Annotated in this window: 16 protein-coding genes; 2 read left to right on the forward strand and 14 right to left on the reverse strand. The window is 34.1% G+C overall.

Annotation, left to right across the window (positions count from 1 at the left end):
- Positions 1-41: 41 nt before the first annotated feature.
- From K4G57_RS00825 to groES, 4 genes are all read right to left on the reverse strand, one after another.
- On the reverse strand, positions 42-515 hold the full coding sequence (locus K4G57_RS00825) for a hypothetical protein (RefSeq protein ID WP_221531282.1): 474 nt from the start codon (positions 513-515) through the stop codon (positions 42-44).
- A gap of 20 nt (positions 516-535) precedes the next feature.
- On the reverse strand, positions 536-2278 hold the full coding sequence (locus K4G57_RS00830) for a M3 family oligoendopeptidase (RefSeq protein WP_221531283.1): 1743 nt from the start codon (positions 2276-2278) through the stop codon (positions 536-538).
- A gap of 265 nt (positions 2279-2543) precedes the next feature.
- Positions 2544-4184: a chaperonin GroEL gene (gene groL, locus K4G57_RS00835; protein WP_221531284.1), complete on the reverse strand. Its 1641-nt coding sequence runs from the start codon at positions 4182-4184 to the stop codon at positions 2544-2546.
- A 28-nt stretch (positions 4185-4212) separates the two neighbouring features.
- Complete coding sequence (groES, locus tag K4G57_RS00840) at positions 4213-4473, reverse strand: co-chaperone GroES (RefSeq protein WP_221531285.1); 261 nt, start codon at positions 4471-4473, stop codon at positions 4213-4215.
- Positions 4474-4733: 260 nt separating this feature from the next.
- Between groES and K4G57_RS00845 the strand changes: the two genes are divergently transcribed.
- On the forward strand, positions 4734-5903 hold the full coding sequence (locus K4G57_RS00845; RefSeq protein WP_221531286.1) for a pyridoxal phosphate-dependent aminotransferase: 1170 nt from the start codon (positions 4734-4736) through the stop codon (positions 5901-5903).
- Between the two features lie 107 nt (positions 5904-6010).
- On the opposite strand, the gene K4G57_RS00850 is transcribed toward K4G57_RS00845, so the two are convergent.
- From K4G57_RS00850 to truB, 10 genes are all read right to left on the reverse strand, one after another.
- Entirely contained in the window at positions 6011-7642 is a 1632-nt protein-coding gene (locus K4G57_RS00850; RefSeq protein WP_221531287.1) for an N-6 DNA methylase, read from the reverse strand.
- Positions 7643-7726: 84 nt separating this feature from the next.
- Positions 7727-8524 carry an OmpA family protein gene (locus K4G57_RS00855; RefSeq protein WP_221531288.1) on the reverse strand — a complete coding sequence of 266 codons (798 nt, stop codon included), beginning with the start codon at positions 8522-8524 and terminating at the stop codon, positions 7727-7729.
- Positions 8524-11175, reverse strand: coding sequence for a rhoptry family protein (locus K4G57_RS00860; RefSeq protein WP_221531289.1), 2652 nt, complete (start codon positions 11173-11175; stop codon positions 8524-8526). Before K4G57_RS00860 ends, K4G57_RS00855 begins: the two co-directional genes overlap by 1 nt.
- 15 nt (positions 11176-11190) lie before the next feature.
- On the reverse strand, positions 11191-11367 hold the full coding sequence (locus tag K4G57_RS00865) for a hypothetical protein (protein ID WP_221531290.1): 177 nt from the start codon (positions 11365-11367) through the stop codon (positions 11191-11193).
- 9 nt (positions 11368-11376) lie between these two features.
- Complete coding sequence (gene exbD, locus K4G57_RS00870) at positions 11377-11763, reverse strand: TonB system transport protein ExbD (RefSeq protein WP_221531291.1); 387 nt, start codon at positions 11761-11763, stop codon at positions 11377-11379.
- Positions 11760-12179: a TonB-system energizer ExbB gene (gene exbB / locus K4G57_RS00875; protein WP_221531437.1), complete on the reverse strand. Its 420-nt coding sequence runs from the start codon at positions 12177-12179 to the stop codon at positions 11760-11762. The genes exbD and exbB overlap by 4 nt, the downstream gene beginning before the upstream one ends.
- A 25-nt stretch (positions 12180-12204) precedes the next feature.
- Positions 12205-12666 (reverse strand): SsrA-binding protein SmpB, encoded by a 462-nt coding sequence (smpB, locus tag K4G57_RS00880; protein WP_221531292.1) that lies wholly within the window; start codon positions 12664-12666, stop codon positions 12205-12207.
- Complete coding sequence (locus K4G57_RS00885; RefSeq protein WP_236033134.1) at positions 12663-13517, reverse strand: 4-(cytidine 5'-diphospho)-2-C-methyl-D-erythritol kinase; 855 nt, start codon at positions 13515-13517, stop codon at positions 12663-12665. Before K4G57_RS00885 ends, smpB begins: the two co-directional genes overlap by 4 nt.
- The gene (gene csrA, locus K4G57_RS00890; RefSeq protein ID WP_221531293.1) at positions 13517-13747 is read right to left on the reverse strand and encodes a carbon storage regulator CsrA; all 231 of its coding nucleotides are present in this window, start codon (positions 13745-13747) and stop codon (positions 13517-13519) included. Before csrA ends, K4G57_RS00885 begins: the two co-directional genes overlap by 1 nt.
- On the reverse strand, positions 13741-14583 hold the full coding sequence (gene truB, locus K4G57_RS00895) for a tRNA pseudouridine(55) synthase TruB (RefSeq protein ID WP_221531294.1): 843 nt from the start codon (positions 14581-14583) through the stop codon (positions 13741-13743). The genes csrA and truB overlap by 7 nt, the downstream gene beginning before the upstream one ends.
- Positions 14584-14649: 66 nt before the next feature.
- On the opposite strand from truB, the gene K4G57_RS00900 reads away from it, so the two are divergent.
- Complete coding sequence (locus tag K4G57_RS00900; protein WP_221531295.1) at positions 14650-15084, forward strand: hypothetical protein; 435 nt, start codon at positions 14650-14652, stop codon at positions 15082-15084.
- Positions 15085-15087 lie beyond the last annotated feature (3 nt).

Here is a 15087-nt window from a genome sequence, read left to right on the forward strand (position 1 = left end):
TTCTCTCCATTAAAGCACTAAAATCTACGCAGTATAGCAAATTATTTTTTAAACCTTTTGTTTTTTGGGTTAGCTAAAAGAGCTTGCATTGAGCTATTTATTCCCTCTTCTTCTTCTGTTTGACTTGATTTAATCTTAGCAAATGTTGCAAACAGATTGACATAAATACAAAAATCCGACTGCAAACCATCGTGATTAGGAAGTAAAATTTGCACAATACTATCAAGAGGGGCTGTTACAAAACTACCCAAATTTTCTTCCCCAAATCCAGCTTCAAAATAAAGATTCTGCTCATCAAGCTCTAAACTCTCAAAAGTGTAACCTGCTAAAATAAACAAAGTAAGCTCACTAAAAGCACTGCGAATCTCTTGTGGCAAACTTGGCTCAAATTTCACACACTCTACATTGCAAAGAATTGAAAAGTTGATTTTTCTACGGATTAAATGCTCTAGAATTTCATAACAATGCCTCCCTTGCATTGCTTGAAATTTCTTATCTTTTAACAAAACTTCCATACATTTTATCCTTTTATTCTTTATAAAATCCCTTTTAAGCCATTCAAAAGGTTTCTAACCTCTTGCATTCCAATCCCCCAAAAATCACTATTTTCAATATCAAACCCAAAAATCTCAACAAGCTCTTTTGGAGATTTACTCCCGCCAAGACTTAAAAATTCTTCGTATTTTGCCACAAAATCTGCCTTATTGCGACGATATACACCAAAAAGTGCAAAAACTAAAAGTTGTCCATAGCTATATGCGTAGCAATAAAATGGCGTATGAATGAAGTGCGGGATATACGACCACCATAATTTATAATTCTCCGTCAAAACTACGCTTTTACCAAACATTTTTTGATTTTCTTGCTGCCATAGCATATTAAGTGTTTCTGTATTTAATTCACCCTCTTTTTTATGCACTAAACGTTCAAAATTTGTGAAAACATTTTGACGAAAAAGTGTTGCAAACACATCTTCTAGTTTGCCTGCATAAAGAGCAATTTTCTCTTGTGTCCCCAAACTTTGCTGCATTTTTTCAAAAAGCAACATTTCTGCAAATACAGACGCTGTTTCTGCTGTTGTTAAAGGAGTATCGGCATTGAGATAGCCCACACAATAAGATAAGTATTGATGAATTGTGTGTCCTAACTCATGCGCCATTGTGAAAGCATCACGCCTACGGTTTGTGTGATTTAGCATTAAATACGGATGCGCACTAGGCACAGCACTATGACTAAATGCTCCACCTCTCTTATTTTCTCTAGGATGTGCATCAACCCATCCCTCATCAAACGCACGTTTAGCAATAGCGTGAAATTTTGGTGAAAAGTCTGCAAAGGTTTCTAACACGATCTTTTTAGATTCCTTATAGCTAAAACTCTCTTCACTTTCACTATAAATGGGTGCATAGCGGTCATAATCATACAAGCAATCATAGCCCAAGAGCTTCGCTTTTAACGTGTAATACTCCTCTACAATTCCAACATTCTTATTAATTGTCTCCACCATTACATCCACACTTTTTTGCGTAGTTTGGTTGGAAATATGCCTTGATTCCTCCAAACTTTCATAACCACGCAACTCTGCAGTAATTTTTAAATCCTTGCGCACCACATTATAAATATAAGTTAGAAGTGGGAGATTTTGTTGCAATGTCTTGCTTAGTGATTTTTGTGCCATTTTACGCACTTCTCTGTCTTTGTCGTATAGCAAACTTAAGACCTCTTCCTCGCCGACTTCTTTAGATACACCCTTAAGTGTGATTATAAAACGTAAATGGCTTAAATGCTCATCAAATAGACGTTTAAAACTCTCTACACCCACAGGCTGTGTTTTCAGTAAAACCTTTTCTTCTTTTAGGCTTAATTGATATTTTGCTTGTTTTGCTAATAATTCCAAGTAATACGTATAACCCTTTGCACTCTCCATAAACTCCTGCTTTTTAGTGTTTTCAAGCGCATTAAATTCTAGCTCAAAAAATAATAAAAACTCTTGTGCTTTATTGACCTCCATTTCACATTCTGCATAAAATGCCCCCTCTTGCGTGTTAGACGCAAAACACAAAAAAGCATAAGTCATAATGCTCGAAAGCTCTTCACAGAGTTTTTCATATTCTTTTAGACATTGATAAAAAGATTCTCCATTTAACGTATTAAGATTATTTTTATATTGCTTTTGAAAAGCTTGTGTCTTGTAAATTGCATTTTGCATTGCCTCTTTAAGAGTTTCTTTGTTATCAAAAAGCGGTTTTAGATTCCATATATCTTGTGTGCTTGCCATAAAATTCCTTTAAATTTTTAAGAAATTCTACACCAACTGCACTTAATTTTGCGAGATTACATTTTTTATTTCTTTTAAAATCCAAAAAGGATTCCACAAATTGTGTGTATTTTTAGCTTAAATATTCCCTAATTACCTTCTATTAAAACTAAAAAACAAAGTAGATTTCACTTGTATAAAGAAGTGTGGAGATTGCAGATTATTATTAAAAATTTTCTAAACTCCCCTTTGGGAGTTCTTTAAGAAAAAAAAAGGGGGGGGTGGATTACATCATTCCACCCATACCTCCCATTCCGCCCATACCGCTCATATCTGGCATTGCTGGTTTATCTTCTTTGATTTCATGCACCGTTGCTTCTGTTGTTAAAAGTAAGCTTGAAACAGACACAGCATTTTGTAATGCAATTCTTGCAACTTTTAGCGGGTCAATAATTCCTGCTTCAAACATATCCACATAATTTCCACTTGCTGCATCAAATCCATGATTAATATTGGAATCTTTTTCTACATTATTCACTACAACACCATCATCAAACCCTGCATTTGTTGCAATTTGCTTAAGAGGAGCAGAGATTGCGCGTTTAATGATTTCATAACCGATTTTTTCATCGCCTTCAAGGCTTAGATTTACCTTATCAGCCGCACGCACTAATGCTGCACCACCACCGATAATAATTCCTTCTTCAACAGCCGCTTTTGTCGCACTTAGCGCATCATCTACTCTATCTTTTTTCTCTTTCATCTCTACTTCACTTGCTGCACCAACTTTAATAACAGCTACACCACCACTAAGTTTTGCTAGTCTCTCTTGGAGTTTCTCTCTGTCATAATCACTTGTTGTTGCTTCAATTTGAGTTTTGATTTGTCCTACTCTTGCATTCACTGCGTCTTTGCTGCCTGCGCCATCTACGATTGTTGTATTATCTTTGTCAATCACTACTCTAGCGGCTTGTCCTAAGTGGCTAATTCCTGCAGATTCTAGCGTTAAGCCAAGCTCTTCGCTAATCACTTCTCCACCTGTTAGTGTTGCAATATCTTTTAACATTTCCTTTCTTCTATCACCAAAGCCCGGAGCTTTTACTGCTGCAATATTTAACACACCACGCAATTTATTTACAACCAAAGTTGTTAAAGCTTCTCCTTCAATATCTTCAGCAATGATTAATAAAGGCTTACCACTTTTCATTGTTGCTTCAAGAAGTGGTAAAATATCTTTCATTGCAGTGATTTTTTTATCTGTTAATAAGATATAAGGATTTTCTAATTCCGCTTCCATTTTATCACTATTTGTTACAAAATATGGACTTAGATAACCTCTATCAAATTGCATTCCCTCAACAACACTTAATTCGTCATTGATTCCCTTTGCTTCTTCTACCGTAATAACTCCATCTTTACCAACTTTTTCCATAGCTTCTGCAATTAATTCACCCACTTTAGAATCGGAATTTGCAGAGATTGTTGCAACTTGTGCAATTTCTTTTTTACCAGCAACAGGTTTTGAAATCTTCTTAAGCTCCTCTGTGATTGCCTCTGCTGCTTTATCCATACCACGTTTAACTTGCACGGGACTTGCACCTGCTGTAATGTTTCTTAAACCTTCTTTAAAGATACTATATGCAAGCACTGTTGCTGTTGTTGTGCCATCACCTGCTGCATCTGCAGTTTTACTAGCAACTTCTTTAACAAGTTGCGCACCCATATTTGCAATAGGGTCTGCTAGTTCAATCTCTTTAGCCACAGAAACACCATCTTTTGTAATACTAGGTGCGCCAAAGCTTTTTTGAATTAAAACATTGCGTCCACGTGGTCCCATTGTTACCTTAACCGCATCACTTAATTGCTTTACACCTTCATATAAACGATTTCTTGCACTATCTGAAAAATTAATTTCTTTACTTGCCATTTTTTTATCCTTTTTTATTTTATTTAAATTAAGCAATCACGCCTAAAACATCTTCAAGTTTTAAAATCAAATATTCTTTACCATCAAGTTTTACTTCTGTTCCAGAATATTTACCAAAAACAATTTTGTCATTAACATTAACTTCTTTAACCTCTGAACCCACTGCTTTTACAATTCCTTCTAGTGGCTTCTCTTTTGCATTATCGGGAATAATGATTCCAGATGCTGTTGTTGTGTTTTCTTCAAGTCTCTCTACTAAGACTCTTTCTCCAAGTGGTTTAAAACTCATAAGGATTACCTCCAAAAAATTTATTTTTTAAAACGCGGAATTATAATGATTTTTTTGAAGCTTGTCAATACATTTAGTTAAAAAATTCATATTACTTTAGCCATATTGACTAAATATTAATTAGCTTATAATACTAATATTTTAATTTTTATGCTAGGACATGCAGAATCCAAAAGCTATCACAGCCTTAAGTTTTAGTGTCAATAAAGGAAAAAAGTTATATTCTCTCTTTTTCAAAATTTAACCGCTTAGGAGCCATTATGCAAGCCCATTATGCAAATCGCGTTACAAACCTTTCAGAATCCATTACAATTGCTATTAGCTCATTAGCAAGAGAACTAAAAGCTCAAGGAAAAGATATTCTTTCATTCTCTGCAGGTGAACCAGATTTTGATACACCACAAGTTGTTAAAGAGGGTGCAATTAAGGCAATACAAGAAGGCTTTACTAAATATACTGCGACTGCTGGGATTCCAGAGTTGCTTAGTGCAATTAGTGAAAAACTTGCAAGAGATAATAACCTTAATTACTCTGCAAAAGAAATTATCGTTAATAGCGGAGCAAAACATTCGCTTTTTAATATCTTTCAAGCTCTAATTGATAAAGACGATGAAGTGATTATTCCAAGTCCTTATTGGGTAACCTACCCAGAGCTTGTAACATTTAGCAATGGCAAAAATGTATTCATAAAGACAACACAAGCTAATAATTTCAAAATCACCATAGAACAATTAAAAGCCGTTATAACACCAAAGACAAAAATGCTCATTCTAACAACCCCTTCAAATCCTACTGGTATGGTATATTCCCGCCAAGAGCTAGAGGCAATCGGAGAAGTGTTAAAGGATACAAATATTTGGGTGCTAAGTGATGAAATTTATGAGAAGCTTGTTTATGATGGGACATTTACTTCTGCAGGTAGCATCAGCAATGATATGCTAGAGCGAACGATTACGGTTAATGGGCTAAGTAAGGCTTTAGCTATGACAGGTTGGAGAATGGGCTATCTAGCTAGCAAAGATCAAAAACTTTGTAAGCTTATTAATGGATTCCAAAGTCAATCCCTCTCTAATATCAACTCTATCACTCAAAAAGCAGCGATTGTCGGGCTTAATGGCAGTGCTGATAAAGACATTGAAAATATGCGTATAGCTTTCAAACAAAGACGTGATTTTGCATGTGAGAAGATGAATGCCATTAAGGGTTTAAATGTTATTAAGCCAGATGGAGCGTTTTATCTCTTTGTAAATTGTAGCGCAATCACTAAAGATTCTATGCAGTTTTGCAAAGACTTGCTAGAACAGGTGGGTGTGGCGACGGTTCCCGGTATTGGCTTTGGAATGGACGGATACTTTAGATTCTCTTTTGCAACAGATTTAAAAAGTATTGAAAAAGGAATCCAAAGGATTGCAGATTTTATCAAAGGTTAAAGCAAACTCCAGCTTTTAAACCCTTGTAACTATGGAATCTTTTTGAATTCCAAAGTTACAAAACTTTTTAAAAAGATAAGATTACAATCTATTTTAGATTCCGTATTTTAAAAACCTAATAAAGCTTTTGCGCTCTCTACATCTCTAGCAATACTCTCTCCGTATTCACATAGTTTCTTAAAGTTTGTGTTATACGTTACTAAGGAATCCAAAAAGCTTTTTGGCAATTCTAGTGTTTTAATCTCCTTTTCACTCACACGCTCATTATGGCTTAGATAAAAACGTTTTAATATCTCTCGTCCAGCTTTACTTAAAAAGTAAAAATATAGTGCCTTTGCAACTTTAGAATCCTTAAAACGTAACACCAAGATTCCAGCATTAGCAAGCACAATTTTATTCTCTGCTTCCTTGCCAATAATCGCAACTTTTGGAGTTACACCGCGCATAGAGAGCAAGACATCAAAAGGCTTAATCTTTAGGGTCTTTAATTGCGCACTATTTGTTTTTAAAGTGGAATCGCAAAATGTATCACTAAAACCATACATACTAAAATCTTTAATTCCAAAATCATAGCAGGACACTAAATCACTATCTCTTCTAGAAGCAATGCGCACACCTCTATACGCACTTTCTAAAAGCTCTCCTAAAAGTATTTGCGCATCGCTTTGTTCCTTATAAGAACGGGGATTAGTGCCCTTAATTTTCTCATATTCTACAAAGTTAGAATACTGCGTGTTCTGTTTAGAAAAATACAAATCTAAAATCTCTTCAAGGTTAATGAGTTTGTGGTATTTACCCTCTTTTAGATAAAAGCTACTTACATCAAGCAATAAACAGCGCTTGTTCGCATGTGAGATGACGAACAAAGAATACGACTCTGCTTTATAGGGGAAAATATTATCTGGTAGCTCAATAATGGATTCTAATAATCCATGATCAAGCAAATATTCACACAATCGCTCCCCTACGCCCTTATTTAAAAGTGCTGTGCGCACAATAAATACTGCCTTTTTCTTAAAGCGCATCAGAGAATAATCTATAAATGGAATCTCTAAAGCGGTTTTGCTATAAGGAGCAAGTTGCGATTCTTTTGGTGCTTTGATATTTAAGTGGTTAAGTAAAGGCGGATGACAAAAGACTTTATCAAATTTAAATTCTGTGGTAAAAGGCTCACTAAAAATATCCCCTATGCTTAGGGAACAGGTTTTAAACTCTAATAGCAACGCAAGTGCTTTAACAATACGGATTGCCTTTGGATTAATATCCATACCATAAAATGCACAATCTTTAGAATACACATTGAGTTGCAAAAGCCACGACCCTAGCCCACAGCAAGGATTATAAACACTCTCTCCTTTCTTCACATCTAAGATTCCGCACACTAGAGCATTAACTTCTAGTGATGTGGCATATTCATATAACTTTAGAATTGTTTTTTGCATTGTAATAGCTTGAATAAACTCTCCTAAAGAAAGTGCTTGAATCTTAAAATCATGCAAAGATTTCAAAATTTTTTTGTAATTTAGGTCAAGATGGAATCCAAAAGGTTCTAAGCCTAGCGATTCCAAATAAGCCTTAAAGTCCTCTAAGGCTTTCTCTTTATTTTTTTGGGATAGGAACATATTGCTTTGAGACTTGTTTTGCGTAAATAGCAAAAACTCTAAAGTGAGATACAAAACATCAAAATTATCTTCATGGTATTTTTGAATGTAATTAAAAACTTGCAGCAACTCTTTCATGGTTTTACTCACACATTTGGTAAATATTTTATGAGACTACTAACTAGATTCCAAAATTTACCCAAACCATCACTAATCATTATCCTATCGAACATAATCCTCCCTTTTTGTTGTATTAGAATCTTCTATTGTTGTATTTTCAAGCGCATTTTCTTTTATATCTTCTCTATCTTTATTAACATCTAAAATATCCATAATCTTTTGGTTGCTTTTTGTGATTGCCTTAAATTCTACGCGACGCGATAATTCTGGTGTCTCTAAAGGCTTAGCAAAAGAAAGACCATTTGCACGCAAAACTTTGACAAGCCACTCTTTATCTGCATTAATGTTCGTATTAGAAAAACAATATTTTAACACCTCTAAAGCTCTAGCTTGTGAGAGTTCTGCGTTCCCTAAATAACGTGATTCTAATGTTTTTGCGTTCTGCCATTCTGTGGAAGTGTGTCCTTCAATTCTAATCTCTTCAATGTCTTGCTTATATTTATCTTGAGTCAAAATCCGAATATAACGTGGAAAAAAATCATCTAAAATTTCTTGGAATCGCATTTTAACTTCCCTCTTACCCGCGTCAAATAAAATTTCAGGCTCTCTAAAGCGCACTGTGTTATCCGTATCAATCTCCGCATTCCAAGATTCTAGATTTTTAGAAAATTCCGCAATTAAATCCTTATGCAAAGCATTTTGTATATTTTCATGTGTTTTTGCAATATCACGCATTTGTTTATTAAGTTCTTTTAGCTCCGCATTTTGCAAAGCTAACTGCTTTTCTGTCTTGCTCATAACCACCATATAAGAAACGGCAATCAGCAAGAAAATCATCATTATTCCTGCCATCATATCAGAAATACTAATCCATTCATTCCCTTTATAAGAATTTGCCATTATCCTCTAGCTCCCATTAGCTCACGGATTCTTCGTAAAAACCATTCATAATCTTGACGGAATCCTAAAGTAATATTAGAGAGCGCACTATCTAGTTCTCCTAGGGATTTGCATAATGTGTTATTAAGCTCTGTTGTTTGACTTAATGAAGTAGTAATATTTGTTTGAGTGATTTTTAAAATTGCATCAATTTCTTTACGATTATTTTCAAGAGAAAGATAAGTTTGCGTTAATGCCTCGCCTAGATTTTTTTGTAAAGCATTAAACGTATTAAGTAACTCTACACTTACATTTTTAGGAGTTTCAAGACTTTGCTTTGTAAGTAGCTCCAACATTCCTAGATAATTTGTCGCCATTTCTTGCAAGGTTGTTTTAATGTTATAATCAAGTGTCTTGTAATTTTCCATTATCTTTTGTGTATGTGAATCTAACAAATTTGTAGAAGTTTGCAAAAGTTTTTCTGCAAATATTGCACTACTTTGGATTACTTTTTGACTATTTGCCTCAAAGCCCTTTGTAATTTTACTTAATTCATTTTGCAAATTTACACTTAATGCTTGATGTTGTTCAACTCCAAATTTTGATAAGTCTTGAAGTTTATTTTGATATGCATTTGTAGTGTTTTTAAGATACGCACTTAGAGATTCTAATGCGTTTTTATAAGATTCCGCAAAACTAGCACGCATTTGCCCTTGCATTTCTTGCGTATGCTGTGTGGAATCTTTTTGGAGTTGTTCTAAGCTATTAGCAAATGTTTTTACACTCTCTTGCAAGAGTGTATTTAAATTTTGGCTATAAGTTTGGTTTTGCTCCAGTAAGCTTGCTACACTTTGTCTTATGTCGTTTGTAGTGGATTCTAGGTTTTCTGTAATGGAACTTGTAGTGTCTTGAAAACTTTGACTTAAAGTTGTGTTAGTTTGCACTAAGGATTCTTCAATGCTTCGTGTGCTTTTGCTTAAAGTTTCCGCAGTATCGTTTAATAAGGAATTTAAGGATTTAGTTGTAACAACCATTTGTGATTCTATTTCTTTGCTTAATTCCATTAAAGTATTTTTAGAATCTTCAAAATTATCCTCTAAACTCTTTGTTGTTTTTCCAAGCAATGTGTCAAAATTCAATACCGCATTAACAATATGTTGCTCTAACGTATCAGAATTCTTACTTAAATTTTGTTGTGTTTTCTCGCTTAATTCTTGCAAATGGTAGCTTGCCTTTTCAACTACACTTCCCATATCTTGTGTATGACGTATTAGCAAATCATCACTACGTTTAGCCTGCTCTTCAATCAAAAGCAGGGATTCCTTTTGTGCATTCTCCAAAACTTCTAAACTTGCTTTAAAGCTATCTTTCACACCCTCTAGTCTCTCTTCAATGCTATTTTGAATGTGTGAAATCATTTCTAAATTTTTATGCTTTAATTTAGAATCGCTTTCAACAAAAGATTCTATAAAAGTAGTTAATTCCTCTTTTAAGGAATTCAAAAGATTTGTAAGTTGCTCTTTATTTTGTGTAATATACGCACTATTAAACGCATTGAATGCCTCTTGGAGTGTAAGCAACGATTCTCTTTGTTTTTGCGAATCCTCCTCTAGTGCTTTTAAACTGCCTTCCAAAGAGTTTTGCATATTTTGTTTATACTCTTGTGCACTCTGTTCTAGAAATTCTTGCACTTCCTGTAAAGATTCCTTTGTGTAAGCTAGGGATTTGGTATGTGTAGCATCAAGGTTTTTGCTTAACTCTTCCACACCTTTAAGGGCAGATTCCGCATTTGTGTGCATACTTTCAAATCCACTTAATAATGCAGATAACTTTTCATTTTCTATACGTGAAGCCTCAATGCTGTGCGCTAATGCGTTATAAACTTCTAATACTTCAGCATTACGACTTGCAATAAGTTCCAAAGATTCCTTAGTAGAATCAAAAGCCTTTAATGTATTTTTCAAACTACTATCAAGCCCCGCAATGGAATCCTTATAACTATTTTGCCAAACAATCATTTGCGTAACAGCATTATTTAATTCTTTAAAATTATCCCCAAATTGTTCTGTAATACGTAAATTAAAATCCTTAATAACTTCTTGTAGTGCTGCAATAAGCTCTTTACTTGCTCCTTTTGCTAAATGGTGCATTGCTTCTTTAAGAGTAGCATTTGTGGTATTGAAGGAATTTTCTAAAGTTTTTAGATTCTCAATCTGTGTTGCTTGGTAGTGATTTTGTGATTCTAACTTTTCTTTATTTTGACTTATAACTTCTTTGAGTGCAATCCCAACATCACTTAGTGCGTCTAATTTTTCTAGTTTATCTAGTTTGCCTGCTTGCAATGAAAAGTAGTCTAACATATTTTCAAAATCGCTCTTTACTGCCTTGCTTTTTTGCAAAATAGACAGCAAGATTGCTAATGCCATTCCCAAAATTGAAGTATAAAAAGCAGTTTGCAGACCTGCTAAAAGCGAGGGGACAGAGTTTTCAATATGATTTACATCAAAATCTTGCAAACCTACAAAGATTCCAACAAATGTCCCTAAAACCCCTGTGCTCATAATAATAGATTTAAAATCTCTGTGTTTTTGCTTCCCATAACTATAATAGTCCCAAAATGCAAGAGCAAGCATAAAGAGCGTAAAGATTCCATTAATGAGTAGATTTTCCATAACTTTCCTTCTCTTTTATTTTTTCTTTTTCTTTTGTGTATCAAATCTATCATCATCTAGCCAATCTGGCTTTTGAATTTGTGAGCCTTTACGATTCGCATAATATAGCACAAAGCGAATGGCAAGCACAATTATCAAAAAAGTAACAACAGCTGAAATTAGTGTAGATAAATCATAACTATCTATTAACAAATGTTCTCCTTATTTGCGTTCAACTTCCACATCAACATTACTATGTCCTGTTTGATTTAAGATTCCAATAAGCTTTACAAATTGCTCAAAATAGCTTTTTTGGTCTCCACGTAAAAGAATTGACGTCTCTTTTGGAAGTTTAGAAAGTTCTATTTTCACGCCCTCTAAATCCATTTCTTTACCATCAAAATAATAATTCCCTTGTGCATCAATAGTAATCTCAATGCTTTTTTTACTTTTTGAAATCTCTTGTGAGCCTTGCGCTTGTGGAATAGCAATAGGAATCTTTCCTTGCGCAATAAATGTCGCACTTGTTAGCACAATCACTAATAAAACAAGCATAATATCAATAAAAGGGACAATATTAATCGTATCCATACGTCTAAAACGTTTCATTGTTTGCCTTCTTTTTCTTGTAATATCTCCCATTGTGCTACTAACACTTCACTTTTGCGCATTAAAAGATTATAAAATACAATGCTAGGAATTGCTACAAGCAATCCACCTGCTGTTGCTTGTAAAGCAAGTGCTAATCCTGTCATAATGCTTGAAGTATCCACTATTCCAGATTGCCCAAGTTGCACAAAAGTCAAAATAATTCCAAAGACTGTGCCCAAAAGTCCTACATAAGGAGCGTTTGAACCAATAGTGGCAATGAGTGTTAGATTTTTGGACAAGTCAATCTCTAGCTCGGTTTTATTAGAATATAACACAAGTTTAATATAATGATAAAACAATAAACGCTCAATGCTCGCCCAAAGTGCTATGATACTCATTAACACCAAAACTCCAATCACTCCGTATTCAACCATTTCTTTTAGTGGCACTTTTTCTTCCTTACCTTAATTTTTGCATTTCTTTTAGACTTTGCGCAATTTCACGTTTTTGAATCTTTTCTTTCAAACTCTCGCGTTTATCGTGGAGATTCTTGCCCTTAGCAAGAGCAATTTCAAGCTTTGCCTTATTGCGATTATTGAAATAAAGCTTGAGAGCTACAATGCTCATTCCTGCAACTTGACTTTTACCAAAGAGTTTATCAATTTCTTTGCGGTGTAATAAAAGCTTACGTGGGCGCTTTTCATCGGGCTTGTAATATAGGTTTGTTGTAGCAAGTGTTGCGATATGAGCTTGAAATAAAAATGCCTCTCCATTAACAATTTTTACAAAGCTGTCTTTTAGATTGACCCTCCCAACACGGATTGCCTTTACCTCGCTTCCTTGCAATGCAATTCCAGCTTCTAACTTCTCTAAAATAAAAAAGTCAAAGGTTGCTTTTTTATTTGTTGCGACAATTTTCATTGCGCTTCCTTATGTTTAGCTGCATACTCTATTGCATTGCATTTCTTCCAAAAACAACTTCCGCTACCACTTAAAAATACACCTTTTTGGCAATAAGATTCCAACTCTGAATGCAATCTTAATAATGGTTTTAGTAAGTCGTTATTACTAAAAGCATTATTATTTAAAATCTCTGCATTGCTTTTTTGTAGCCAAGATTCCATTTGAGTTTGCACAATCGCACTTGTGCTATAAAATTCTTTTGCATACAATCTAAAAACTTCTGCTGTGCTACAATGCACATTAGGTGTAATAACCTCTATATCAAATTTAGATTCTGCATTATAAGGCGTGATAATCTCTCCTCTACCTTCCACATTAGCAAGTTCCAAATCGCTAATAAAAAACGGAACATCACTCCCAACTTTCGCACCAATTTCCATTAGAGTCGCCTTATCTAACCCCAAATTTAGCTCACGATTAACAACTTGCAAAAAACATGCTGCATTAGAGCTTCCTCCGCCTAGTCCGCCGCCACTTGGAATTTTTTTTTGCACGACAATTTGCGTATGATTTAGTGCTTTTACTTGTTCTTTGCTCACATAGGGCAAAAGCACAATAAACGCCTTATAAATTGTGTTTTGCTCTGTTAAACAATCAAAATCACCTACAAGACTAAATTCTTTTGCATTAAAATTAAATCCTAACGTATCATACAATGATGCAACACGCATAAAACGTGATTGCAAGAGATGATAAGAAGTGTTATTAATCTGTGTTTTTCCAACAATTTTTAAAAATAAATTGATTTTTGCATACGATTTAGCCACCACAGAGCAAACTTCTAATTGAGAGTCTAGATCAAAAGGCATTAAATTTTCTTTTTAATGCGAGAGAGTTGATTAAGCGCAATTTCACTATGTTGGAGAGATTTTTTATTTTCTTCTTGAACAGCAATCTTTAGCTCTTCACGCAAGATCAACATTTCAGGAGGAGCTTCAAAACCGAGTTTCACACTACCTTTATCAATGCTAATTACTTTAATTTTTATGGAATCTCCAATGGTAATGCACTCATTTTCTTTTCTTGATAATATCAACATAAAGGAATCCTATTTGCCAAGTATTGCACACTTTCATTTTTGCTTGAAATTATAGAGAAAAAATCCTCAAATTGCACTATATATTTTGTATTTTCAGAAATTTTAAGCAGTTTTGGATTAAATTTTTTACCATTTTCAATACAATTGCGCATTTTAAAATCTCCACGCAAATCAATTCTAGTAAAGGGCAGAATCTCTAAAGGGTTTAATGCTCTCTCTTCTTTAAAACACAATCCCCCCTCACTCTCACGTTCCAAATAGCTTAAACTCCCAATACAACCTAATTTTTCTGCAATTAGCGCACCCAAAGAACGGATATACGCTCCCTCGCTCACAGCGGTTCTAAAACTAATAAAAGGATGAGAATAGTTTAAAAATTCTATCTTAAATACTTGCATTGTTTGCTCTTTTAAACCCTCTTTTAGTATCTCTAATTTGCCATTTCTAGCAAATTCATAAGCCTTTTTTCCATTAATTTTCTTTGCGCTAAAGTTAGGTGGCACAAAGCGCACTTCACCTAAAAAACTCTGCAACACTTCTCTAACCTTACTTTCATCTAAAGGCATAGTTTTTTGCACATTGCGGACATTTTCTAAATCCAAAGAATCGCTTTGTAATCCCAACCAAAGTGTGGCTTTATAGACTTTTGGAGATTTTTGCAAAAAGTGAAAAAGCTTTGTGTATTGCCCAAATGCCACAACTAGCACCCCACATGCAAAAGGATCTAAGATTCCGCTAAACCCAGCTTTTTTAACATTGTATTTACGTTTTAACTTACTTAAAAAAACATTTGAAGAGATAAAAAGTGGTTTTTTTGCAACAAAAATTCTATTCAAGTTTCAATCCTTAATACATTTACCTTAATAATTTTGCTAGAATTTAAATTTTTAAAAAGAGGTGTAATGCAAGGTAGAATCTTAACATTTTTTATTTTAACTTTAGTGCTTTTTGTGTTTTCTAGTTGCTCTAAACCCTTAGCAAACAATAATTTTCCTTACCCAAAAATCGCCTATATAGAAACTAAAAATTCAAATGTAATCCCCTCTATCTTTGCAGAAACCTTTATTAATCGCTTTAAGATTCTCTATGAAAAAACACCAAATCCAAACCTTAAGGAATTGCGGTTTTACTTTAGCAATTATGCAAACGACAGCGAAGATTTTTGGATTCCAACTTTTAGTTTTACCCCTAGTTATCACTTAACACTAAATACACAAGTTATTTATCATAGCTACACACAAAATTTCACACAAAGTTACACCATACCAATAACGACTTTCAATCCTCCATATGCACAAGATTTTGATGGAATCTTGCGTAAAATCTTGGAACAATAAAGG

The sequence above is a fragment of the Helicobacter turcicus genome (genome assembly GCF_019711685.1).
In the GTDB taxonomy this organism is placed as follows: domain Bacteria; phylum Campylobacterota; class Campylobacteria; order Campylobacterales; family Helicobacteraceae; genus Helicobacter_D; species Helicobacter_D turcicus.